Origin of the sequence: Lawsonibacter sp. JLR.KK007 (assembly GCF_036941135.1) — a bacterium.
Lineage (GTDB): Bacteria > Bacillota > Clostridia > Oscillospirales > Oscillospiraceae > Lawsonibacter.
Genome location: NZ_JAYWSY010000001.1, coordinates 210,936 through 234,802 on the forward strand (window position 1 = coordinate 210,936; position 23,867 = coordinate 234,802).

Consider the following 23,867-nt stretch of genomic DNA (forward strand, 5'->3'; position numbering starts at 1 on the left):
GCCTCAAATCAAGCCCCGCAGAGCCTTGGACAGTTGGGCAAATTGAGGAATGGACAGCCGCTCCCCCCGGGTATCCGGAGGAACTCCGCATGCTTCCAGGGCCCGGAGGATGTCCTCCCTGGGGCGGTCCAGATTGGCGGCCAGGCTGTTGAGCAGGGTCTTGCGCCGCAGGGCGAAGGCGGCTTTCACCACCCGGAAAAAGTGGTCCGGGTCGTCCACCTCCGCCGGGACAGGCCGGGGGACCATCCGCACCACCGCCGATGTCACCTTGGGGGCGGGGAGGAAGCAGTCGGGCGGGACTTCAAAGAGCAGCTCCGGGGCGGTGTGGTACTGGCAGAAGACCGAGAAGGCCCCGTAGTCCTTGGTCCCCGGCTGGGCGCAGATGCGCTGGGCCACCTCCTTCTGGATCATCACCGTGATGGCAAAGAAGCATTGGGCCTCGATGAGGGCGGTGATGGCCGGGGTGGTGATGTTGTAGGGCAGGTTGGCGCAGGCGGCAAACCCGGAAAGCCAGGGCATGTCCCGTGTCATCTGGCGGATATCCAGCTTCAGGATATCGCCCGGGACGATCTCTACATTGTCCCGGCCGGCCAGCGTCTCCTCCAGGATGGGCAGCAGGGCCTTGTCCAGCTCCACGCTGACCACCTTGCCCGCCCGCCCGGCCAGCTCCTGGGTGAGACAGCCGATCCCGGGGCCGATTTCCAGCACGCCTGTATCCGGGTGGGCCCTGGAGGCTTTGGCGATCTCCCGGGGGACCCAGTCGGCGATGAGGAAATTCTGCCCCATGGACTTGGAGAAGCGAAAGCCATGGCGGGCCAGCAGGGATTTGATCTGGTTGATATCGCACAGGTTCATTCCATTGCTCCTTTCGGCGTCAACGCATTAAAAAGCCCCCTCTTTGGCAGGGGGGCTTGTATTGCTTACAGAATATGCACCGATTCCGGGTCGAACACCAGGGAGCAGTTCTCGCCCACCTGATAGATGCGCTTGTTTTTGGGGTTGTAGTCGGTGAGCTTCACCAGGGTATTGCCCACCTTCACGTGGTAATTCTGGTAGGACCCCATAAAGCAGGACAGGGTCACGGTGCAGGGCAGGCCGCCCTCGTCCTTCAGCAGGGCGGACTCGGGCCGCAGCACCACGGTATACTCCGTCCCCGGGGTCATCCCCGCCTTGGCGGGGACCCGGGTGGGGGAGCCCTCCACGTTGAGGATGGCGTGGCTGCCGTCCAGGCGCTCCAGAGAGCCCTTGAGGAAGTTGGCCTCACCGATGAAGTCGGCCACAAACTCGCTGCTGGGGTGGTAGTAGATGTCCTGGGGGGACCCCATCTGGGCCACCACGCCCTTGTTCATAATGATGATGTTGTCCGACAGGGCCATGGCCTCGCTCTGGTCGTGGGTGACGTAGATGGCTGTGATGCCCACCTCCTGTTGGATGCGGCGGATCTCCGTCCGCATGGACACCCGGAGCTTGGCGTCCAGGTTGGACAGAGGCTCGTCGAAGAGGAGGACGGAGGGCTCGATCACCAGCGCCCGGGCCAGGGCCACCCGCTGCTGCTGTCCGCCGGACAGCTGGTTGGTCATGCGGCCCTCCATGCCGGTGAGCTCCACTAGGTCCAGAATCTTCATCACCCGCTTTTGAATCTCATCCTTGGGCGTTTTGCGCAACTTCAGGCCGTAGGCCACGTTGTCGAAGACGTTGTAGTGGGGCAGCAGGGCGTAGCTCTGAAAGACCATGGCGGTGTCCCGCTTGTTGGGGGTGAGGGCGTTGATGGCCTCCTCCCCCAGGTAGATCTCCCCCTCGTCGGGGCTCTCGAAGCCGGCGATCATCCGCAGGGTGGTGGTCTTTCCGCAGCCCGAGGGACCCAGCAGGGTGACAAAGGAACCCGGCTCGATGGTCAGGGAGGTGTCCTTTACCGCATAAAAGTCCTTGCCCGTCTTGGGGTCCTGATAGATTTTGGAGATGTGGTCCAGACGGACCCCCTTTTTGACTTTTGACATGGCTTAATCCTCCTTGATTTTCTTGCTGGTGCCGAAATACTTGATAAACAGGTTCATCAGCAGCACCGAGCCGTAGGTGATCAAAATCAGAATGGTGGCGAAGGCGCAGGCGATGGAGTAAGCGCCCTTCTCGGCAAACTCGTTGATCTGCACCGTGATGAGGTAGACGCTGGGGGTGACCAGCAGGATGATGGCGGAGATGGCGGTGATGGACCGGACGAAGGCCGTCACCAGTCCGGAGAGGAAGGAGTCCTTAATGAGGGGTAGGGTGACCGTCATGAACACCTTGAAGCTGTCCGCCCCCATGTCGTAGGCCGACTCCTCAATGGACTTGTCGATCTGCCGCAGGGCGGAGATGCCGCTGCGGGTTCCGGTGGGCAGGGAGCGGACCACAAAGACGATAATCAGAATGGCCGCGCTGCCGTAGAGACCCTGCAAAAATCCGGTGCGGAACACGCCGCCGGAGAAGCCCCGGATGTAGCCCACGCCCAGCACCGTGCCGGGCACGGCCATGGCCAGCATGGACACCGCCTCGATAAAGCCCTTGGCCTTAAACTTCCGCTTGACCACCAGGTAGGAGATAATCATGGACAGCAGGGCGGTGATGGGGGAGGCGATGAGGGACAGGACAAAGGAGTCCCGGAAGGCCTGGAGGCCGTGGTACCGGGTAAACACCTGACCGAACCACTTGAAGGTCAGCGGAGTAAACTTGTAGCCCCAGGTGGGGAACAGAGCTCCGATGGGCACGCAGACGTACATCAGGATGACAAAGAAGGCCGCCAGGGAGCACAGGATGGTGAGGGGGATGGTGACGCTCTTGTCCTCAATGAGCATCCGGCCCCGGCTGGCCTTGCCGGTGAGGGTGGCGGCGGTTTTGGCCTCCAGGTAGTATTTTTGGACGATAAACATACCCAGCGTAATGCACAGCAGCACCACAGCCATGGCCGCCGCCCCCTCCTTGTCGTAAGCGCCGGTGATCTGGAGGTAGATGGTGGTGGCCAGGGTGTCGTAGGAGCCGCCGATGATCATGGGGTTGGCGAAGTCGGCAATGGATTCGATGAAGGTGACCAGAAACGCGTTGCCCAGGCCGGGGAGGAGCAGGGGCAGGGTGACGGTGGTAAACACCTTGGACCGGCTGGCCCCCATGTCCCGGGCGGCCTCCTCCAGGGAAGGGTCAATATTCTTCAGCAGGCCCTTGAGCATCATGTAGCACACGGGGAAAAAGGTGAGGGACTGGACGATGACAATGCCCCAGAAGCCGTAGACGCTGTTGTCCTCCATGCCCAGCAGGAAGTAGGTGATAATGCCCGCCTTGCCGAAGAGCATAATCATGGACAGGGACAGCACGAAGGGGGGCGACACCACCGGCAGCATGGACACCACCTTGAACAGGCCGCCCACCGCCCTGCCCATCTTGACATAGACCTCCACATAGGCGAAGAGCAGGCCCACCACGGTGGACAGAATCCCTACCAGGAATCCCACCTTCAGGGTGTTGCCGATGGCCTTGGTGAAGGTGGGCATGGCCATGATGCGCTGGAAGGTGGACAGGGTAAAGCCGTTCCCGCCGTAGAAGCTGTCCACCAGCAGAATCGCCAGGGGGTAGAGGATAAACAGGGTCAAAAACGCGATGAGGACGAGGATGGTGCCCACCATAACGGGGTCTGCCATCAGCTTTTTCCGGTCCAGCGCCGCGCTCTGGCTTTTTGCCATGGAGAAGCCCTCCTTTTGTTCAGATTGGAAGCGGGGGGACAGCGGTGTGCGCCGTCCCCCCGCTGGCTGGGGTGTATTACTCGGTCTGGAAGCGGCCGGTGTCGCCGGTGTTGGAGCCGGCGGAGGCCAGAGCGGTCATGACCTCTTCCACATAGGTTCCGATGTTCTTGGTGGCGTCGTCGAAGTCATAGTCCATCACGTTGTTGGGGTCCAGACCGAAATCATAGGCGGCCTGGGGCTGCTCGGCGTTGTCCAGAACCAGGAACTGGTAGGAGCCCACCTCGTCGGCCTGGTTGACACAGTCGGGGGACAGGGCGTACTCAATCCACAGCTTGGCGGCGTTGGGGTGCTTGGCTCCCTTGAAGATGGCGGTGGCGCCGATCTCGCAGGAGGTGCCGCTGGAGGGGATGATCAGCTCGATGTTGTCATAGCCGTTGTCCAGGATCTGGGTGATGCCGTCATGCAGGAAGCCAATGCCGATGGTGCACTCGCCGGTGCCCACGTTTTTGGACGGGCCGGAGCCGGACTTGGTGTACACCTCAATGTTCTTGTCCAGGTCGACCAGGAACTGAATGCCCTCGTCGTGGCCGTACTTCTGGATCATGGTGTTGATGACCAGCTTGGCGGTGCCGGCGGTGTTGTAGTTGGACAGCCAGATCAGGCCCTCATACTCGGGCTTGAGCAGATCGGGCCAGTCCTTGGGGGCCTCCAGGCCCTTGCTGTCCAGACGGTCCTTGTTGACCATGAAGCCCAGAATGCCGGTGTAGATGCCGTACCACATGTTATCGGAGTGCTTATACACGTCCTTGGTGATGTGGGAGGCGTTCATGGCCTCATAGGGCTCCAGCAGGCCCTCGGCCGCTACCACGTTGTAGGGGTCGGTGGTGCCGCCGAACCAGACGTCGGCGGAAGGATTGCCGTTCTCCTCCTCGATCTTGGCCTGGACCTCGCCGGTGGACAGGCGCTGGAAGGTGGTCTTGATGCCGTAGAGCTCCTGGAACTTCTGGCAGGCGGCGGCCAGGTAGTCCTCCTCGCAGGAGCCGTAGACCACCAGCTCGCCCTCGGCCTGGGCGGCCTCGATCAGCTCGGCCATGGGGTCGTCCGAGGGGGTGCTGGAAGCGGGCGTGCTGGAAGCGGGCGTGCTGGAAGCAGGCGTGCTGGCGGCAGACTTTCCACCGCCGCCGCCGCCGCAGGCGGCCAGGGACAGCACCATGGCCGAGGCCAGCAGCATGGATAACAGTTTTTTCACGTTTCATTCCTCCATTGTTTGAACTTGTCCCACAGCGGAGACGGCTGCCTCTGCCCAAAGGACTGTTCTATTGTAAAGCTTTAGGGAGAAAAAGTCAATATGCCCAAAACAACTTTTTGTATTTTGTGGAAAACTGGCTATTTTGCAAAGTAAATCCCGAATTCCGGGGCGAGGAGGGGGAAAAGGACATAAAAAACGATGCGCAGCGGGTGCGCATCGTTTGACTGCCTGGTTCAGGCGCTGGCGGGGGCGGTCCCGCCGTTCTGGGACTCAGGGGCCTGCTCCGATGGGGGGAGGGAGTCCTCCGGGTCCATATCCGCCAGGGTGTAGGGGACCTTGGGGACCGAGAGGCTGGACAGCCGCTTTTCCTCCCCGCCGTTCCCCTGGGACGGGGTGGAGCTGCCGGAGGTTCCGGTCCCCGAGGACAGGCGGACGTCCTCCCGCTGCCAGATCACGGAGCCGTTCTCCACCTTGAAATTGGGGCCGAAGGAGCTGCTCCCGGCGGCGCCGCCCGCCGCCCGCTCCTCCTCAAGGGCCTGCTGCTGGGCCTCGTAACGCTCCCTGGCCAGACTGTTCTGGTAGGCGGACAGGCCGAAGAGGCCCCAGAAGCCCGCCTCCCCCAGGCCCAGCAGGATCAGGAGGATGGTCAGAAGCGGGAGCAGGATGCTGCGCCGCTGTTTGGGTCCGGAGTCCTCGGCCGGGACCGGAAGCCCGGCCTCCGCCTCCGGTACCGGCCCGGCTTCCGGCGCGGCCGGCTGCTCGGGCTGCGGACTGGCCAGCTGCTCCGCCAGCATTTCGTCTACTGTGTTCGCCATATTATACACCCGCTCTCTGTATCGGTACTCTTATGGTATCATAGCTTGATTTGGAAGTCAATCAGCATTCTGCGGGGAACATTCCAATTCTCGACTTTGGCAGGAAAGTATGCTATACTGCTGGACCGCCTTCCAGTTCTTCCAGAAGAGGACCGCCCTGAAGTTTGGAAAAAAGGCCGTTAAATTTCAAAATAGTCTTCCGCTTTTGGAAAAGATTTGATATAATACTCCCCAAGACTGCCTGGCCGGCCGCCAGACGGCGTTCAAGGAATAAGGAGTTGGAGATATGGGGAACCGGGAAAAAATTCTGATCATTGACGACAGCTCAGTCCAGGCTGATATGCTGCGCTCCATTCTGGAGGGGGACTATGACGTCACCGTTGCCCACACCGCCGAGTCGGGCCTGCATTACGCCAGGGTGGGGGATTTTGCCCTGATGCTGGTGGATGTGATCATGCCGGGGATGGACGGCTTCGGCCTGCTGCGCAAGCTGCAGGAGGAGGTGGTCACCAGTCATGTCCCGGTGATCCTGATCACCAGCCTGGCGGAGGCGGAGTATGAGGAGCGGGGCCTGGTCCTGGGGGCGGTGGACTACATTACAAAGCCCTACCATCCGCCTATCGTCCGGGCCAGGGTGAACACCCACGTCAAGCTCTACCGCTACCGGACCCAGCTGGAGCGGCAGTCCATGGTGGACCCCATGACCGGCATCCCCAACCGGCGCAGCTACGACCTGAACTGCCACAACAAATGGCAGGAGGCCATCCGCTTCCGGCAGCCCATCTCGCTGTGCATGTTTGACATCGACCGCTTCAAAGCCTATAACGACACCTTCGGCCACCCCGCCGGAGACGGGGTGATCTGCTCGGTGGCCCAGACGGTTACCGAGTATCTGAGACGGAGCACCGACTACTTTGCCCGCTACGGCGGGGAGGAGTTTGTGTCGATCATCATCGGCAGCGACGCCCGGACCGCCTGCCGGCAGATGAAAAAAATCTGCCAGGCGGTGGAAAACCTGCACATCCCCCACACGCCGGAGGCCGGCCAGTGGGTGACCATCAGCATCGGCGGCGTCACCCTGGTGCCGGAGCGGGAGGACTCCTACGATACGTATCTGAAGGTGGCGGATACCATGCTCTACGACGCCAAGCGGTTCGGGCGCAACCGGGTGGTCTGGTCCACGGCGCGGATGGAGGAGCTGGGCGAATTTGAATGACGGAATAGGAGCGAGGGCAGATGGGACTGTTTGACGCATTTCGAAAGAGCCCCAAGGAGCGGCGTGCAGAGCAGGCGCACAGGCGGGCCATGCGGGAGGACCTGGAGGTCTACTCCGGCATGCGGGTGGAGGTGACCAGCGGCGACGGGCGGGTCTTTCTGGTGGCCAAGCTGCTGGAGCTGCGGGGCGACCGGGCTCAGCTGGAGCCGGGGGCCAACGGCAGCCTGATGACCCGGACCGACGAGCCGCTGGAGGTGACCCTCCGGGGGCGCAGCAGCCTGGAACACCGCACCGTGAGCATGCGGGGCATGATCCGCATGGGACCGGGCAAGCTCTGGCAGGTGGAGCATCTGGCCCTGATGGATCAGACGGACAACCGGGCGAATACCCGGGTGGAGACCCGTCTGGAGGGGGATTTCACCCTCCCGGACCGGCCCGGCGTGCCGCTGGAACGCTGTGCGGTCAAGAACATCGGCATGGGGGGCGTGTGCATCGGCGCCCAGGCCCGCCGGGATGTGGGCGACCGGCTCATGCTGCGGGTGGACGGCCTCCTGGAGCTGGAGGACACCCTGCTGCCCTGTCAGGTGCTGCGCATCGACCTGCGCCGGTCGGGCAGCTTTGAGTACGGCTGCCGCTTTCTGGACCTGGAGGAGCAGGTGGAGCGCCGGCTGTTCCGGGCCGTGTACGCGCTGTATCACGGGCTGTATTGAGAATGCGGAAAAGGAGTGTTCCCCTTGCTGATGACCCGGGAGATGGACTATGCGCTGCGGATTCTGCGGGCTCTGCACCGGGAGGAGCAGCTGTCCGCCGCCGAGATCGCTCAAAGGGAGTCCATCCCAAAGGCGATCACAGTCAAGATCCTGAAAAAGCTTCACACCGCCGGAGTGGTCTCCAGCCGCCGGGGGAGCAGCGGCGGCTACCTGCTGGAGCGGTCCTGTGAGGAGCTGTATCTGTGGGACCTGTTCCAGGCCCTGGGCGAGACGGTCCTGGTCAACCGCTGCCAGCGGTCCGGCTACCAGTGCGAGGCGCGTCCGGAGGACGGCTGCGGCATCTGCCGGGAGCTGACCCGGATTCAGGCCGTTCTGGACAGGGAGCTGCGCCAGACCCCGCTGAGCGCCATGTTCTGAGGGCGCGCCCCCGCGCCGGGGGATTTTCTGGAATCCCAAGAAAAGTATTGAAATAAGACCGGCCGGTATGCTATACTGGAGTTAATTCTGGCCGCCCTGAGCGGTACCGAACGAAAAGTGAGGTTTGTGTTTATGCGCAAAAGTATCAAAAAGATGGTCTTTTACCGGGTCGCTGCAGCATTGCTGTCAATTATGCTGTTCAGCGGAGTCACGACCTACAACCTGATCCGTGTGGAGGGGATGCAGAAGGAGAACGAGAACGTGGTCGCCCTGCTGAGCCGGGCTCAGGCAGCTGAGGCGGCCCACTATAAATGGTCCTCGAACCTGAGCAACGCCCTGTACGCCGGTACCGAGTTCACCGGCAGTAAGGACCCCACCACCTGTGTGCTGGGCAAGTGGATCTACGGAGAGGCGGGCACCGACGACGCCGAGATCCTCCGCCTGCGCAGCGAGATGGAGCCGCTGCATAAGGCGCTGCACGAGTCTGCGGACTACGTGCTGGACCTGATGGCGTCCAGTCCGTCCCAGGCCCGGAGCTACTATCAGGAGACCATCCAGGCCAACCTGACCACCCTGGTGGGCAAGCTGGACGATGTCATCGCCCTGGGCACCGCCCTGAACGAGGCCAGTACCGAGGAGATGAACTCCACCATCATGCTGATGCAGGGCATTACGGCGGTTTGCCTGGTGCTGGCGCTGGTCTGCCTGATCAGCCTGGTGCTGTATGTCCTGAAGCACATCCTGGCCCCCATTCTGCATATCACCCGCCAGGTGGAGCCCCTCCACGACGGCACGCTGGACCTGGCCCTGGAGCACCACAGCAACGACGAGCTGGGCGATCTGGCCACCACCCTGGAAAAGGCGATGGAGCTGATCCGGGGCTATATCTGGGACCTGAACCGGGTTATGGAGCAGCTGGCCAAGGGCGACTTCAATGTGAAGACCGCCACCCCCTTTATCGGCGACTTCCGCTCCATTGAGCAGTCCATTGAGGTGCTCACCACCGGGCTGTCCGCCACCATCAGCAGCATCTGTCAGGCCCAGGGCAAGGTGTCCGGCAACGCGGAGCACCTGTCCAACGGCGCCCAGAACCTGGCCCAGGGGGCCACCGAGCAGGCCAGCGCCGTGCAGGAGCTGTATGCGACGCTGGATACCCTGTCCCAGAGCGCCACGGAGAACGTGAAGACCGCCGCCCTCGCCCAGGACAACGCCCGCCGGACCGGAGAGCAGGTGACCATCAGCGGCCAGCAGATGGAGCAGATGGTCGCTGCGATGAAGGACATCACCGAGGCGTCTCAGCAGATCGAAAAGATCATCGCCACCATCGAGGACATCGCCTTCCAGACCAACATCCTGGCCCTGAACGCCGCCGTGGAGGCCGCCCGGGCGGGGGCCGCAGGCAAGGGCTTCGCCGTGGTGGCCGACGAGGTGCGCAATCTGGCCTCCAAGTCGGATGAGGCGGCCAAGGCCACAAAGGGGCTGATTGAGAATTCCGTTCAGGCCACCAGCCGGGGCAGCCGGATCGTTGACGAGGTCTCCATGACCCTGAATAAGACGCTGGAGCTGGTGGTGCAGTCCAACACCGCCATCGGCGCCATCGTCAAGGCGGTGGAGAGCGACGCCGAGTCCATCGCCCAGGTGACCGAGGGCATCGGCCAGATCTCCGCCGTGGTCCAGAGCAACTCCGCCAGCAGTGAGGAGTCGGCCGCCGTCAGCGCCGAGCTGTTCACCCAGGTGCAGCGGATGGAGGAGCAGACCCGCCGCTTCAAGCTGAAAGCGTAACATGCAAACGTCCCCACCCCGGAGTTCGGGGTGGGGACGTTTTAATAGTCAAAGAGATAGCTCTCATAGGCGTTGATGACCTGGGTCTCCCCATAGGCGGCCCGGCGGGGTACGTCCTGGCCGTAGTTCATGTGCATGTGGCCGTGGATAAAGTACCGGGGCTTGTATTTGTCCATCAGGCCGTTGAAGGCGTCGAAGCCGGTGTGGCACAGGTCTTCGCCGTCGTTCAGCCCCAGGGCGGGGGCGTGGGCCAGCAGGATGTCGAACCCGTCTTTGCGGCGCAGGTCCAGCCAGCGCCGCCGCACCCGGCGGTCCATCTGCTGCTGGGTGTACTGGTGCTCCCCCTGCGGCTTGTAGCGGACGGAGCCCCCCAACCCCAGAATGCGGACCCCCTGGTGGACGTACAGCTTATCCTCAATGCAGATGCAGCCCTCGGGCGGCGTCTGGGCGTACCGGTCGTCGTGGTTGCCGTGGACGTAGAGCACCGGGCAGTGGGCGAAGGTGACGACAAAGGACAGATACTGGGGCTTCAGGTCGCCGCAGGAGAGGATCAAATCCACCCCCTCCAGCCGGCGGCGGTCCAGATAGTCCCACAGCCAGGGGCATTCGTGGTCGGACAACGCCAAAATCTTCATCGGCTCAGCAGTCCTTTCAGCGGGTTGAGTCCCTGACTCTTTTTCACGGAGAAAGCCTTGTGGAGCTGGAGGAAGCCGTCCTTCAGGTCCGACTGGGTGAAGCTCTTGACCTGATCGTAGCCGAAAAACTCCAGATAGAGGAGCATGGCGTCGGCCACGGTGAGCCGGGTGGACAGCTCCTTGGAGTCCTTGTCGCCGTACAGGGCGGCGAAACGGGCGTAAAAGCTGTAGAATTTCCGGCGCTCATCCTCGGTCCAGACCTCGTCCGGGCCTTTGCCCACCGCCTCCTGCAGGCGGGCGAACCGGCCTGTGCCGCTGAACCACAGGTAGTTGATTTTGGAGCACTGGTAGAAGTCCACAAACTCATAGTAGATGTCGCTGGCTTTGGAGCCGTCCCGGGCCGGGAGGATGCGGGTGACCTCGGCGGGGATGCTCACCGCGCCGAACCAGCGCAGAACGCTGACCCGCTTGTGCCCCTCCACCACGTAGAAGGTGTGCATGTATTCATAGACCTTGATGGGATCGGTGATGCCGGCGTCCATGTGGGCCTTGCACAGATTGGTCCATTTGTGGCAGAACTCCGAGTCCTCCTCCATCAGGGGGAGGAAGGAGTGGGAAAAGGCCTGGCTGCGCCCGGCGGACCGGGTGCCTACGATCAGCTCGATGGGGATCTCCACCAGGCCCAGGCTCACCTCGCCGCAGGTGGTCTCCGCGGCCAGGATCTCGTCCAGCACGGGCAGGTAGGGCGAGGCGCCCCGGCTTTGGGAGCGTTTGGCTTCCTTCAGGCCCATCTGCCGGGCCTTGCGATATTCCTCTAAATACATAGAAAAAACCTCCTGCAGTGGAAGATTGTTTCGTGTTGGAGAAGTATATCACAGGAGTCGCTGAGGCGCAAGGGGAAATAGTACCAAAGCTGACGGGGAGAGGGATTTGTTCTTCTTCAGGGTTGCGAAAAGGGCCAACCTGTATTATAATAAGTTCGACAAAATATATGCGGACGACCGCCGCGTTTTTGGGAGGAAGAGCAAATGAAGCAGGAGCTGATTCAATGCGCCCTGACCCACGGCCGCCGGTTTGTGCGGTATGGCAAGCCGGCCAGCTACATCCCGGAGCTGGCCTCCAAGGACCCGTCCAAGCTGGGGATCGCGGTGTGTGACATGGAGGGGAACGTCATCACGGCGGGGGACTGCAAGGAGAAGTTTTCCATGCAGAGCATCTCCAAGGTGATGGCCCTGATCCTGGCTTTGGAGCAGAATGGCTTTGACAATGTGTTCAGCAAGGTGGGCATGGAGCCCACCGGCGACGCCTTCAACTCGATGGTCCGGCTGGACCATCTGATTAACAACAAACCCTTCAACCCCATGATCAACGCGGGGGCCATCGCGGTCACCAGCACGATCCGGGGGGCCACCCTGGAGGAGCGCAAGGAGGCCTGCCTGGCCTGCGCCCGGAAGCTCACCGGCAACCCGGACCTGGGGGTGGATTACGAGGTGTTCCTGTCCGAGTCGGAAACCGGGTTCCGGAACCGGGCCATTATCTATCTGATGCGGTCCAACGGCATCATTGAGGGCAACTGCGAGGAGCACCTGGAACTTTATTTCCTGATGTGCGCCCTGGCCTGCAACTGCAGGGACCTGGCCTTTTTTGCCGCCACGCTGGCCAACAACGGCGTCAGCCCGATGACCGGGGAGCGGCTCATCCAGCCCCGGGTGGTGCGGCTGGTACGGTCCCTCATGGTCACCTGCGGGATGTATGACTACTCCGGGGAGTTTGCCGCCACGGTAGGCATGCCCTCCAAGAGCGGCGTGGGGGGCGGCATCATCTCCTGCGCCATCGGCAAGTACGGCATCGCCACCTACGGCCCCTCGCTGGACGACAAGGGCAACAGCATCGGCGGCCTGAAGATGTTAGAGTATCTGTCCGACAATATGGGGCTGAGCATCTTCTGAAATATAACGGGATCGTTATATGAAAGCCGCTAAAGCAGCATTTTACATCAAAAACTCCCTCTGCTATACTGGTGACAGTAATTTGCAGGGGGAGTTTTGATGACGGATCAACGCCAATTGACTCAGGGCCCCATCAGCCGGCAGCTGATCGCCCTGTCCGCTCCGCTGCTGGCGGGCAATATCCTGTAGCAGCTGTACAACACGGTGGACGCCGTGATCGTGGGCTGGTTCGTGGGGGAGGGCGGCGGGCTCGGTGATGAACCTGTTCCTGTTTCTCATCAGCGGCGGCTGTGACGGCGTGGGCGCTCTGCTGTCCCAGTTCTACGGGGGGTCGGACGGAAGAACCTTTCGCTGGGAGTTTTACCTGTCCGGCGTGTTCGGCGCGAGGGCGTCGCTGGCGCTGACCGCTCTGGGACTGCTGGTCCTTCCGGGGCTGCTACAGCTGCTCCAGACCCCGCCCGGCGTGGCTGGATACGCAGCGGACTATCTGCGGATCATCTTCCTGGGCTTCCCCGCCGCCTTCGCGTACCATTTGGCCTCCGGCGTGCTGCGGGCTGTGGGCAATACCCGGGCGGCCCTCTTCTTCCTGGCCCTGTCCATGGGGGTGAACCTGGCGCTGGATTGGACCTTCGTGGCCAGGCTGTCCATGGGGGTGGAGGGGGCGGCCCTGGCCACCGTGCTGGCGCAGGCCCTGGCGGCCGGGCTGCCCGCCATGGCCCTGGCCACCGGCTTGGGCTGGATGGGTGTGGTCACGTTTTGGACCAGCTTGGCATACGGCGGCTTGAAGCGGCTCTCACACAGCTGAAACCGGAAAAAATACCGCAAGATCAGAGGATTTTGCGGTATTTTTGCGCAGTTTGGCATTTGATTTTTCCAGGGACTGTGATATAATAGCCGAAACGCTGGCATATAATCCCAATCTGGTGGTGATGGCATGGACAAACAGGAGGCGCTCCGGCACTATTTCGGCCACAGCGCCTTCCGTCCGGGGCAGGAGCGGCTCATCGACGCCGTCCTGGACGGGCGGGACGTGCTGGGCGTCATGCCCACCGGCGGGGGGAAGTCCCTGTGCTACCAGGTCCCGGCCCTGCTGCTGCCGGGGGTGACGCTGGTGGTGTCCCCGCTGATCTCCCTGATGAAGGACCAGGTGGCGGCCCTGCAGGCGGCGGGAGCGCCCGCCGCCTGCCTCAACAGCGCCCTGAGCCTGGAGCAGCTGCGCACGGTGTACAGCCGGGCCAGGCAGGGGGCCTATAAGCTGCTGTATGTGGCCCCGGAGCGGCTGGAGGGGGAGGGCTTTGACCGTCTGGTCCGGGAGCTGGAGGTCCCTCTGGTGGCGGTGGACGAGGCCCACTGCATCTCCCAGTGGGGGCAGGACTTCCGCCCCAGCTATCTGCGGATCTCCGCCTTTCTGGAGGGGCTGCCCCGCCGCCCCGCGGTGGCCGCCTTTACCGCCACCGCCACCGGACCGGTCCAGCAGGACATCGTCCAGCTGCTGGCCCTGCGGGACCCGGTGCGGGAGGTCACCGGCTTTGACCGGCCCAACCTCTTTTTTGACGTGCAGCACCCCCGGAGCAAGCTGGCCGCCCTGCTGAAGCTGGTGGAGGAGCGGCCCGGCCGCAGCGGCATCGTCTACTGCGCCACCCGCAGCGGGGTGGAGAAGGTGTGCCAGGCGCTGGAGGCCCGAGGGGTGTCCGCCACCCGCTACCACGCGGGGCTGGAGCCGGAGGAGCGCCAGCGGAATCAGGACGACTTCCAGTTCGACCGCAAAGCCGTGATGGTGGCCACCAACGCCTTCGGCATGGGCATCGACAAGTCCAACGTCAGCTACGTGGTCCACTACAACATGCCCAAAAGCCTGGAGGCCTACTACCAGGAGGCGGGCCGGGCCGGGCGGGACGGCGAGGCGGCGGACTGCATCCTCCTGTACTCGGCGGGGGACATTGCCACCGCCCGGTTCCTCATCGAGAACGGAGGCAATGAGGAGCTGACCCCCGAGGCGCGGGAGGCGGTCCGGCGGCACGACTACCAGCGGCTCAGCGCCATGACCGGGTACTGCCGGACCACCGCCTGCCTCCGGGGCCGCATCCTGGACTACTTCGGCCAGTCCCATGATGCCTCCTGCGGGAGCTGCGGAAATTGCCGGGGGGAGTTTGCCAGTGAGGATATCACCGTCTCCGCCCAGATGATCCTGTCCTGCGTGGTCCGGGTCCGGGAGAAGCTGGGGTACTATGTGGGCAAGACGCTGATTGTCCAGGTCCTCCGGGGCAGCAGGGACCAGCGGGTCCGGGACCTGGGGCTGGACAAGCTGTCCACCTTCGGCCTGATGGCCCAGCTGTCCGCCGGGCGGGTGCGGGAGCTGATGGAGTATCTGGAGCTGGAGGGCTTTCTTCGGACCAACCCCGCCCACTCCACCCTGGAGCCCGCCGGGAAGGCCCGGAGCCTCCTCTTTGCGGGGGAAACGCTGTCCATGCCGCTGCGGAAGGACCGGGTGCGGGAGAAGAAGCCCGCCTCGAAGGGAACGGCCCTCCCCGAGGCCAGGGAGGAGCGGCTGCTGGCCGCCCTCCGGACGCTGCGGGCCCGGCTGGCCCAGGCGGAGGGGGTCCCCGCCTACATCGTCTTTTCCAACGCCGCCCTGGCCGACATGGCCCGCCGTGCGCCCCGGACTATGGAGGCGTTTTTGGAGGTGTCCGGCGTGGGCCGGGTGAAGACGGCCAAGTATGGCGAAGCTTTTTTGCGTGTGATTCAGGAATGCAGTGCGAACTGAAAGGATGTGTTCCCCAGTGGACGATTTTTCCTTCTCCATTTTTCCCAACGAGAATTTTTTGGACCTGCGGCTGTACCAGTACGGCTGGGAGCAGTGCGCGCCTCTGCACTCCTTTGGTCCCTTTGTGCGCAACCACTATCTGTTCCACTATGTGCTCTCCGGCCAGGGCCAGCTGGACGCCGCGGACGGGAACGGCGTGAGCCACAAGTACCAGCTGGGGCCGGGCCAGGGCTTTCTGGTGTTCCCCGGGCAGGTGACCACCTACAGCGCCCATGAGAGCGATCCCTGGAAGTACACCTGGCTGGAGTTTGACGGCCTGCGGGTGGCGGAGTATGTGGACAGCGCCGGTTTGAGCCTGGGCCAGCCCATCTACCGCCCCCTGTCCCCTGAGCAGGGCCGGTCTGTGGGGGACACCATGGTCTATATCGCGGACCACTCCGACCGCTCTCCTCTTCATCTGGTGGGCCACCTGTGCCTGTTTCTGGATGGCCTCATCCAGAGCTCAGCTGCCCGCCGTGAGCTCCACGGCGGACAGCTGAAGGACTTCTATATCCAGGAGGCCATCACCTTTATGGAACACAACTACTCCCGGGAGATCACCGTGGAGGAGGTGGCCGACGTGTGCAAGCTGAACCGCAGCTACTTCAGTAAGATTTTTAAGGAGAACATGGGCTGTCCGCCCCAGGAGTTCCTGATCCGCCTGCGGCTGGCCAAGGCCGCCGACCTGATGAAGGGGACCGGCAACTCCATCGGCACGATTGCCGCCCGGTGCGGCTACCCCAATCAGCTCCACTTCTCCCGGGCCTTCCGCAAGCGGTACGGCCTGTCCCCGCGGGAGTGGCGGGTCCAGAACCAGGTCAAGCGAAAACAGGTCTGAAACGCAGTTCCCGCCTCCGGAGAGGCGGGAACCTGTTTTACAGGGCGCGGAGATACAGCTGGAGGGACTGGTAGTCCCCGCTGAGCATGGGCAGGGGGTATCCGGCGGCCATGAGTACGTCGCCAGGCCAGGAGCCGCCGCCGTTGACCTGATAGGTCTGCTGGGGGTCCAGGCCCTTGAGGCGCAGAGTCCGGAAGGGCTGGGCGGCCCGGAGGGAGGTGAAGACCAGGGAGACCAGCGCCTCCCGGCGGTCGGGGGAGACCTGCTCCCAGGCGGTATAGGGGCCGTTTTGGAAGGGGTCGGTGAGGCGGTAGTAGTCCCCCTGCTGGATCAGGTCGTAGTGTTCCTTGAAGAAGGCGGTCTGCCGCCGGATGATCGCCTGCTCCTCCTGCGGGACGGCGCTCAGGTCCATCTCGTAACCAAAGGTGCCGGACATGGCCACCACGCCCCGGGTCTCCATGGGGGTGATCCGGCCGTTTTCCTCGTTGGGGACTACCGAAACGTGGGCGCCCATGGCGCTGACCGGGTATCCGAAGGAGGTGCCGTACTGGATGCGCAGGCGGTCGATGGCGTCGGTGTTGTCGCTGCACCAGATCTGAGGGGTGTAGTAGAGCATCCCGGCGTCGAACCGCCCGCCGCCCCCGGCGCAGCCCTCGATGAGAATGTGGGGGAAGTCCCGGCGGAGCTGGTCCAGCATCTCGTACACGCCCAGGACATACCGGTGAAACACCTCTCCCTGGCGCTGGGGGGGCAGGGCGGCGGACCACACGTCGGAGAGGCTGCGGTTCATGTCCCACTTCACATAGGAGACGTCCGCGCTGGCCAGAACGGCCTTGATCTGTCCATAGACGCGGCGCCGCACCTCCGGGCGGGAGAAGTCCAGCACCAGCTGATTGCGGCCCCGGGCGGGGACCCGGCCGGGGATGCGCAGCGCCCAGTCGGGGTGTTCCCGGTAGAGATCGCTGTCCTCGCTGACCATCTCCGGCTCGATCCAGATGCCGAAGGACATGCCCAGCTCCTTCAGCCGGGGGACCAGGGCCTCCAGCCCGCCGGGCAGCTTGCTGTGGTTCACCACCCAGTCCCCCAGGCCGCTGTTGTCGTCGTCCCGCTTGCCGAACCAGCCGTCGTCCATGACGAACAGCTCGATGCCCAGAGGGGCGGCGGTTTTGGCGATGTCCGCCAGCTTTTCGGCGTCAAAGCTGAAGTAGGTGGCCTCCCAGTTGTTGATGAGCACCGGGCGGCGGGCGCCCCGGAGGGGGTCCTGGATCAGGTGCTCCCGGATGGCCCGGTGGAACTGGCGGCTCATCTGCCCCAGGCCGCTGGGGGAGCAGACCAGCGCCGCCTCCGGGGCGGTGAAGGTGGCGTCTGGCTCCAGGGTCCAGCAGAACTGGTAGGGGTTGATGCCCATCACCAGCCGGACGTTGTCATATTGGCTGGCCTCCGCCTGGGCCTGGAAATTGCCGCTGTACAGCAGCATGGTCCCGTAGCACAGGCCGTAGTTCTCGTTGGCCTCCCGGTCGCAGAGGACCACAAAGGGGTTGTGCTGGTGGCTGGAGGTCCCACGGACGCTGCCCACCCCCTGGACGCCGGAACGCAGAGGGGCGCGGCTGGGGGCCCGCTCCATCATGTGGCAGCCGTCAAAGGTGATCAGGTCCAAATCGGAGCGCTGGAAGTCCAGACACAGGGAGGCGCACTGGCGCAGGCGGACGGGCGCGCTTCCGCAGTTGCGTACCTGGACCGAGCGGGTAATCAGGTCGCAGTCCTCAAACACGCCATAGGCCAGCTCCACCGCCAGATCGGCGGCAGGGTCCTCCAGGGTGATCCGGAGGGTTTCCGCCCCCTCCGTTCCGCGGAAAAAGGGCAGGCCGTCCAGCTCATACTTACCCCGCTCCACCTTCCAGCCGGTCAGGCGCAGATCGGCCACACGGCTGCCGTCAGGATATTCGACCTCAATGGAGGGCAGGCGGAAATCCCCCACGCCGCAGGTGGAGTACTCCTGGGGGAGGGTGTCCAGGGAGTAGGTGCGGTCCGTCCCGGCCTCATGGGGATTGGGCGCGCAGGCCCGGTCGGCATAGCGGACCAGATAGGACAGGTCGCAGTCCCCGACCCTGGGGCCGTAGTAGGTGTGAATCAAAACATTGTGCCGGTCGGCCTTCATCTGATAAGTGGTGTTTTTGGTGTGCAGGGTAAAGACCCTGTGTTCCTTGTTGATCACGATCATGAGGGATACCCCCTGAATAAAGATTTCTTGGGCTGATTGTACGGGATTTTGGACCAAATAACAAGAAAAAGTTGAAAAAATAAACGACAAATTCCGGGCGTGTTTTCCGCCGGATTTTGTTCAGGGAAACAGCCCCGGCACGTCAAATTGCCGGGGCTGTTCCCAAAGGAAGAGAAAAGGAGGTTATTTGCCGCCGGTGGACGCAATGCCCTCGATGAACTGGCGCTGAAAGATCAGGTACAGGATCACCATGGGCAGCATCGCCAGCAGGGAACCGGCCATGAGCACCGGGAAGTTGGTGCTGAACTGGCCGCGGAGGGTGGCCAGGCCGGAGGACAGGGTCATCATGTTCAGGTCGGAGTTGACCACCAGGGGCCACATCAGGTCGCTGTAGGCGAAGACGGCGGTGAAGATCGTCAGGGCGGCCACGGAGGTTCCGGTCAGGGGGAACATGACCTTGTAGAAGGTCTGCCACTGGTTGCAGCCGTCTAAGTATGCGGCCTCACCGATCTCCTTGGGGATGCCCATGTAGGTCTGCCGCAGGAAGAACACGCCGAAGGCGCTGACGATTCCGGGGAAGACCAGGGCGAAGATGGTGTTGGACGTCCCCATCTTGGCCACCATCTGGTACTGAGGGATGATAAAAATCTGGGAGGGCAGGGACATCTGCACCAGCACGATGCCGAACAGCAGCTTCTTGCCCCGGAAGTTCAGCATGGCGAAGGCGTAGCCCGCCATGGAGCTGAAGGCCACGGCGCAGATCACCCGGAACAGAATCATCAGGGCGGTGTTCAGGTACAGCTTGAGAAAGGGCAGGCTGGCGGTGGCCTCCACAAAGTTTTTCCACTGAAGGCCCTCTCTGGGGAAGATAATGGGGGGCACCGCGTTGCTCTCCCCCACGGTCTTGACGCTGGTGAGAATCATCCAGAGAAAGGGGAAGACCATGATAACGGCGGCCGCAATGAGCACCGCGTAGGTGAGGATGGTCATCCGCTTCTGGGAGGCTTCCAAAGAAGTGTGTTTCATCAAAATTCCTCCTTACACGTCATAGTTGACCCACTTCTTCTGGCCGTAGAACTGAATCACCGTGACCAGGCCGATGAGCAGAACGGTCCACAGCACGATCGCGGAGCCGTAGCCGCGCTCGCCGGCGATGAAGGAGGAGCGGTAGAACAGGTACATCAGGCTCTGCACACTGGTGACAGCGGGGTTGGTGTCCTCCACCATCATGTAGATCAGGTCGTAGACCTTCACGGCGGACATCAGGCGCATAATCATGACCACGAACAGGGTGGGGGACACCATGGGCAGGGTGATGGTGAAGAACTGCTTCACCTTGCCCGCCCCGTCGATGCTGTTGGCCTCATACAGGGTTTTTGGGATGTTCTGCAAGCCGGCCAGCAGGAGGACGGCGTCATAGCCGATGTTGCTCCAGATGGCCACGATGGCGCAGGAGATCATGACGAACTTGGGGTCGGTGATCCAGCCGATGTGGGTGCCGAAGAGCTGGTTCAGAATGCCGTATTCCCCGTTGAAGATGAAGCGCCACACCATAGTGACGGCGGCGGGGGCGCACACCAGGGGCAGGAAGAAGATGGTGCGGAAGCCGCCCTTGAACTTGATCCTGGCGTTGAGGAGCATGGCCACCAGCAGGGACAGGAACAGTCCCACAGGGACGGTGAGGATACAGAACAGGATGGTGTTCCAGGTGGCCTTCCAGAACTCGGCGTTCTGGAACATGCGGGTGAAGTTGGCCAGGCCCACGAACTGGTAGCGGCCGAAGCCCAGGTGCTCGCAGAAGGCGGTGTAGATGGTCTGGACGAAGGGCCACAGGTTCAGAATCACCAGACCTATAATTGTGGGGGCCACCATAATCCAGCCCCAGTTTTCTTCCCGCCGGGCGGCGGGGGACAGCTTGTTGTTCACAAAAATGCCTCCTCTCTCCATCAGTCGGTCACGTACTGGTCCGCGATGCTCTGCATAACGGCCAGCTGGGCGCCGAGATCCGCGCCGTTGTAGACCTTGACCATCTCGTCGGCCACGTTGGACTTCCACTTGCGGCGGCTGGCGTTGTTGATGTACTGCACGGCGGAGTCAAACTGGTCGTAACAGACCTGGGTGTTGATGAGATAGTCGTAGTTCTGGAACTGGGTGGTCCAGGAGTCCTCCAGGCCCAGGTAGGCGGGGATGGCCGCGCCCGATTCGCCCTGAATGCGCTGGCCCTCCTCGCTGCCGAAGAAGCGGAGCACATCCTTTACAACGTCCAGGTTCTTGCCGTTGGCGGCGGTGGCGTAGCACAGGCCGTTGGAGATGGTGCCGCGGCCGTCGCCCGAGGCGGGATTGGGGCACTTGGGCAGGGGCGCGATGTCCCACTTGCCTACCATATTGGGGTAGTTGATCAACTCGGGCAGCAGGTTCCAGGAGCCCTCAAAGAACATGCAGCCCATCTCAGAGAAGAAGGCGGTGCCAGGGGAGGTCTCGGCGAAGAAGGTCTGGTCGGGACACCATTCGTTCTTTTGGATGTCTACGTAGTATTTGATGGCGTCCGCCGTGGCGGGCTGGGTATAGCCGGCGTGAAGGTTGGTCTCCGGGTCCAGGATGTAGCCGCCGTTCTGGTAGACGAAGTTCCAGTAGCCCAGCTGCTCGTCGTTGTAGGCCATGTAGCCGTACTTGCCGGTGGCGTCGTAAACCTTCTGAGAGGCGTCCATCAGGTCGTCCCAGGTCCAGGTCTCGTCGGGGTAGGCCACTCCGGCGGCATCAAACATCTCCATGTTGTACACCAGGACCACGTTGTCCTTGTCCTTGGGCACGCCATACATCCGGCCGTCGGAGCCGCTGGCGTTGCCGATGGAGACCTGGGAGTAGTGCTCCGTCCAGAAGTTGGGGTCCACCTCGTCATACAGGTCGGTGAGGTCGGCCAGGATGCCGAAGTCGGCGTAGTACAGAATCTGGTCGGTGTGCATCCAGAAGATGTCGGGCATGGTGTTGCTCTCACCGGCGGCCTCCAGCTTGGTCCAGTACTCGCTCCAGCTGGTGACCTGGACCTCGATGACCACATCGGGGTGCTGAGCGGTGTAGGCGTCGCAGACGGCCTGCATTCCCGGGCGCTGGAACACATCCCAGATCTGGAAGGTAAGATGGGTCTTGCCGTCTGACGCGCCGCACCCGCTCAGGGACAGCAGCAGCGTTATGGCTAAGACAAGGGATACAATACGGGGTATCTGTTTCATAACTCCACTCCTCTGCTTGTTTGTCGCACTCAGAAACGTTACGTAACTATGAACCAATCATAAACGTCCCGCCTGTTTCTGTAAATGGACTGGATTTTACGAAATATATTCAAATGTCGCCTATAACGTTTCCAGTACACTTGGGGGCAACATTTTGGTAGGTTTCCAAAAAATTCATTGAATCTGCACAGCTGCAAGGGTTTCGCTTTGTGCAAAACGTAAAAAACAAATTTTGAGGGCTCCGAACAGGGGCATAAGGACGGAACGATATGTCTCTATGTGCGGTTTTGCGGGGTTTGGACGGCCCCCGGCGCGTCCGGTGCGGGATTTGCCCCTTGCGTGTTGGGCGGGGGCTGTGATATAGTATCCCAAACCGGCTGTCTGTCCGGAAACGAGGGAGGAAACAGGGATGAAATTTCGGAACACTGCCTTCAGCAGCCGCCTCAGCCGGCATTGTGAGGAACTGAAGCGGCTGTATCAGGAACTCTACCACGACGAGCAGGCGTTTACCTGTTTTTGCGGGATGCTGAACAGGTGCTGGGACCAGCGGAAGCAGCCGCTCCGGGACCAGGACGATGCGCGGGAGGCCGACCCCGACTGGTACCGCCGCCGGGACCTGCTGGGGATGATGCTCTATGTGGACGCCTTCGCCGGAGACCTGAACGGCGTAAAGGGCAGGCTGAAGTACATCAAGGAGTGCGGAGTGAACTACCTCCACCTGATGCCCCTGCTGGAGTCCCCCAAGGGGCGCAGCGACGGGGGCTACGCCGTCAGCGATTTCCGCACGGTCCAGCCCGAGCTGGGCGCCATGAAGGACCTGGAGGCGCTGGCCAACGCCTGCCGCCGGGCGGGGATCAGCCTGTGCCTGGACTTTGTGATGAACCACACCAGCGAGGACCATGAGTGGGCCAAAAAAGCCCGGGCTGGCGAGCCGGGGTACCGGGACCGTTACTTCTTCTACGACAGCTGGGACATCCCCCGGCAATTTGAGCAAACCGTTCCCCAGGTGTTCCCCACCACCGCGCCGGGCAGCTTTACCCAGCTGGAGGACGGCCAGATCGTCATGACCAGCTTCTACCCCTACCAGTGGGACCTGAACTACGCCAACCCCGCCGTCTTCCACGACATGACGGAAAACCTGCTGTTCCTGGCCAACCAGGGCATTGACGTGATCCGTCTGGACGCCATCCCCTACATCTGGAAGGAGCTGGGCACCAACTGCCGCAACCTGCCCCAGGTCCATACCCTGGCCCGGATGCTGCGCATGGTGTGTGAGATTGTCTGTCCCAGCGTCCTGCTGCTGGGGGAGGTGGTGATGGAGCCGGTGAAGGTGGTCCCCTACTTTGGCACGCCGGAGAAGCCGGAGTGCCATATGCTCTATAACGTGACCACCATGTGTACCACCTGGCACACCCTGGCCACCGGGGACGCCTCCCTGCTCAAGCGGCAGATGGAGACCGTCTGCTCCCTGCCCAAGGAGTTTGTCTTCCTCAACTATCTGCGCTGCCATGATGACATCGGCTGGGGGCTGGACTACCCCTGGCTCAGCCGGGAGTTTGGCATCGAGGAGGTGCCCCATAAGCGGTACCTCAACGACTGGTTCACCGGCCACTGGCCGGGGAGCGTCAGCCGGGGGGAGCTGTATAACGACGACCCCCGCCTGGGGGACGCCCGGCTGTGCGGCACCACGGCCTCGCTGTGCGGGATCGAGGCCGCCGGGTTCGAGGGGGACCCCTTCAAGCTGGAGCGGGCGGTGGCCTGCGACCTGACCCTCCACGCCTGGATGCTGTCGCAGAGCGGCATCCCCGTCATTTACAGCGGGGATGAGATCGGCCAGTTCAACGACTATACCTATCACAGCGACCCGGACCGGCGGGAGGACAGCCGGTACCTCCACCGGGGCGCCTTCCAATGGGGGCTGGCGGAGCGCCGGACGGACCCGGACACATACCAGGGCAAGCTGTTCCAGGGGCTGCGGAGGCTGGAGGCCATCCGGGCCGGGGAGCCCTGCTTCGACGCCGGGGCAGAGACTGCGGTGCTGGACAGCGGCGACCGCCGCGTCCTGGCCCTGAGCCGCCGCTCAGGGGACCGGGAGCTGATCTGTCTGTTCAACTTCAGCAGCCAGTTTGTCCAGGCCGGCGTGGACCGGGAGGGGGGCGGTACCGAGCTGATGTACGGCACCCGCTATGAGGAGATCCGCTCCATCCAGCTGTGGCCCAACGGCTTTGCCTGGCTGCTGCGGGATGGCGGGGATGCGAAGAGCGCCGGCTGAATGCCGGCGCTCTTGGTTTG

General features: G+C 62.7%; 20 protein-coding genes. 9 read left to right on the forward strand and 11 right to left on the reverse strand.

Going from position 1 to position 23,867, the window contains the following annotated elements:
- Window positions 1-3: 3 nt before the first annotated feature.
- From rsmA to VV088_RS01430, 5 genes are all read right to left on the reverse strand, one after another.
- Window positions 4-855, reverse strand: a complete 852-nt coding sequence (gene rsmA / locus VV088_RS01410) for a 16S rRNA (adenine(1518)-N(6)/adenine(1519)-N(6))-dimethyltransferase RsmA (RefSeq protein WP_334599019.1) — start codon at window positions 853-855, stop codon at window positions 4-6.
- A gap of 65 nt (window positions 856-920) precedes the next feature.
- Window positions 921-1,997 (reverse strand): ABC transporter ATP-binding protein, encoded by a 1,077-nt coding sequence (locus VV088_RS01415; protein ID WP_334599020.1) that lies wholly within the window; start codon window positions 1,995-1,997, stop codon window positions 921-923.
- Between the two features lie 3 nt (window positions 1,998-2,000).
- Window positions 2,001-3,710: an ABC transporter permease gene (locus VV088_RS01420; protein WP_334599021.1), complete on the reverse strand. Its 1,710-nt coding sequence runs from the start codon at window positions 3,708-3,710 to the stop codon at window positions 2,001-2,003.
- Window positions 3,711-3,786: 76 nt separating this feature from the next.
- Window positions 3,787-4,959: an ABC transporter substrate-binding protein gene (locus VV088_RS01425; protein WP_334599022.1), complete on the reverse strand. Its 1,173-nt coding sequence runs from the start codon at window positions 4,957-4,959 to the stop codon at window positions 3,787-3,789.
- Window positions 4,960-5,192: 233 nt separating this feature from the next.
- A complete protein-coding gene (locus VV088_RS01430; protein WP_334599023.1) occupies window positions 5,193-5,774 on the reverse strand; it encodes a hypothetical protein in 582 nt (193 codons plus the stop codon).
- 286 nt (window positions 5,775-6,060) lie between these two features.
- On the opposite strand from VV088_RS01430, the gene VV088_RS01435 reads away from it, so the two are divergent.
- The 4 genes from VV088_RS01435 (at window position 6,061) to VV088_RS01450 (ending at window position 9,899) form a co-directional block, all read left to right on the forward strand.
- Window positions 6,061-6,990: a GGDEF domain-containing protein gene (locus VV088_RS01435; RefSeq protein WP_334599024.1), complete on the forward strand. Its 930-nt coding sequence runs from the start codon at window positions 6,061-6,063 to the stop codon at window positions 6,988-6,990.
- 20 nt (window positions 6,991-7,010) lie between these two features.
- The gene (locus VV088_RS01440) at window positions 7,011-7,700 is read left to right on the forward strand and encodes a PilZ domain-containing protein (RefSeq protein WP_334599025.1); all 690 of its coding nucleotides are present in this window, start codon (window positions 7,011-7,013) and stop codon (window positions 7,698-7,700) included.
- A gap of 30 nt (window positions 7,701-7,730) precedes the next feature.
- Window positions 7,731-8,117, forward strand: a complete 387-nt coding sequence (locus tag VV088_RS01445; RefSeq protein ID WP_334600449.1) for an RrF2 family transcriptional regulator — start codon at window positions 7,731-7,733, stop codon at window positions 8,115-8,117.
- 132 nt (window positions 8,118-8,249) lie between these two features.
- Window positions 8,250-9,899, forward strand: a complete 1,650-nt coding sequence (locus VV088_RS01450) for a methyl-accepting chemotaxis protein (RefSeq protein WP_334599026.1) — start codon at window positions 8,250-8,252, stop codon at window positions 9,897-9,899.
- A 41-nt stretch (window positions 9,900-9,940) separates the two neighbouring features.
- On the opposite strand, the gene VV088_RS01455 is transcribed toward VV088_RS01450, so the two are convergent.
- Entirely contained in the window at window positions 9,941-10,534 is a 594-nt protein-coding gene (locus tag VV088_RS01455; protein ID WP_334599027.1) for a metallophosphoesterase family protein, read from the reverse strand.
- Window positions 10,531-11,358 carry a hypothetical protein gene (locus VV088_RS01460; protein WP_334599028.1) on the reverse strand — a complete coding sequence of 276 codons (828 nt, stop codon included), beginning with the start codon at window positions 11,356-11,358 and terminating at the stop codon, window positions 10,531-10,533. The genes VV088_RS01455 and VV088_RS01460 overlap by 4 nt, the downstream gene beginning before the upstream one ends.
- Window positions 11,359-11,562: 204 nt before the next feature.
- On the opposite strand from VV088_RS01460, the gene glsA reads away from it, so the two are divergent.
- The 4 genes from glsA to VV088_RS01480 all read left to right on the forward strand — a co-directional run bounded on the left by glsA (window position 11,563) and on the right by VV088_RS01480 (window position 16,124).
- The gene (glsA, locus tag VV088_RS01465; protein ID WP_334599029.1) at window positions 11,563-12,483 is read left to right on the forward strand and encodes a glutaminase A; all 921 of its coding nucleotides are present in this window, start codon (window positions 11,563-11,565) and stop codon (window positions 12,481-12,483) included.
- A 256-nt stretch (window positions 12,484-12,739) separates the two neighbouring features.
- Window positions 12,740-13,288 (forward strand): MATE family efflux transporter, encoded by a 549-nt coding sequence (locus tag VV088_RS01470; RefSeq protein WP_334600450.1) that lies wholly within the window; start codon window positions 12,740-12,742, stop codon window positions 13,286-13,288.
- Between the two features lie 129 nt (window positions 13,289-13,417).
- Window positions 13,418-15,247 (forward strand): DNA helicase RecQ, encoded by a 1,830-nt coding sequence (recQ, locus tag VV088_RS01475; protein WP_334599030.1) that lies wholly within the window; start codon window positions 13,418-13,420, stop codon window positions 15,245-15,247.
- Between the two features lie 16 nt (window positions 15,248-15,263).
- Window positions 15,264-16,124 (forward strand): AraC family transcriptional regulator, encoded by an 861-nt coding sequence (locus VV088_RS01480; protein WP_334599031.1) that lies wholly within the window; start codon window positions 15,264-15,266, stop codon window positions 16,122-16,124.
- 37 nt (window positions 16,125-16,161) lie between these two features.
- Here the strand turns inward: VV088_RS01480 and VV088_RS01485 are convergent, their stop codons facing one another.
- The 4 genes from VV088_RS01485 to VV088_RS01500 all read right to left on the reverse strand — a co-directional run bounded on the left by VV088_RS01485 (window position 16,162) and on the right by VV088_RS01500 (window position 21,575).
- Window positions 16,162-18,345 carry an alpha-galactosidase gene (locus tag VV088_RS01485; protein WP_334599032.1) on the reverse strand — a complete coding sequence of 728 codons (2,184 nt, stop codon included), beginning with the start codon at window positions 18,343-18,345 and terminating at the stop codon, window positions 16,162-16,164.
- A gap of 183 nt (window positions 18,346-18,528) precedes the next feature.
- The gene (locus VV088_RS01490; RefSeq protein WP_334599033.1) at window positions 18,529-19,371 is read right to left on the reverse strand and encodes a carbohydrate ABC transporter permease; all 843 of its coding nucleotides are present in this window, start codon (window positions 19,369-19,371) and stop codon (window positions 18,529-18,531) included.
- A 12-nt stretch (window positions 19,372-19,383) separates the two neighbouring features.
- Window positions 19,384-20,271 (reverse strand): carbohydrate ABC transporter permease, encoded by an 888-nt coding sequence (locus tag VV088_RS01495; protein WP_334599034.1) that lies wholly within the window; start codon window positions 20,269-20,271, stop codon window positions 19,384-19,386.
- 20 nt (window positions 20,272-20,291) lie between these two features.
- Window positions 20,292-21,575 (reverse strand): ABC transporter substrate-binding protein, encoded by a 1,284-nt coding sequence (locus VV088_RS01500; protein WP_334599035.1) that lies wholly within the window; start codon window positions 21,573-21,575, stop codon window positions 20,292-20,294.
- Between the two features lie 409 nt (window positions 21,576-21,984).
- Between VV088_RS01500 and VV088_RS01505 the strand changes: the two genes are divergently transcribed.
- Window positions 21,985-23,847 (forward strand): alpha-amylase family glycosyl hydrolase, encoded by a 1,863-nt coding sequence (locus tag VV088_RS01505; RefSeq protein WP_334599036.1) that lies wholly within the window; start codon window positions 21,985-21,987, stop codon window positions 23,845-23,847.
- Window positions 23,848-23,867: the final 20 nt, after the last annotated feature.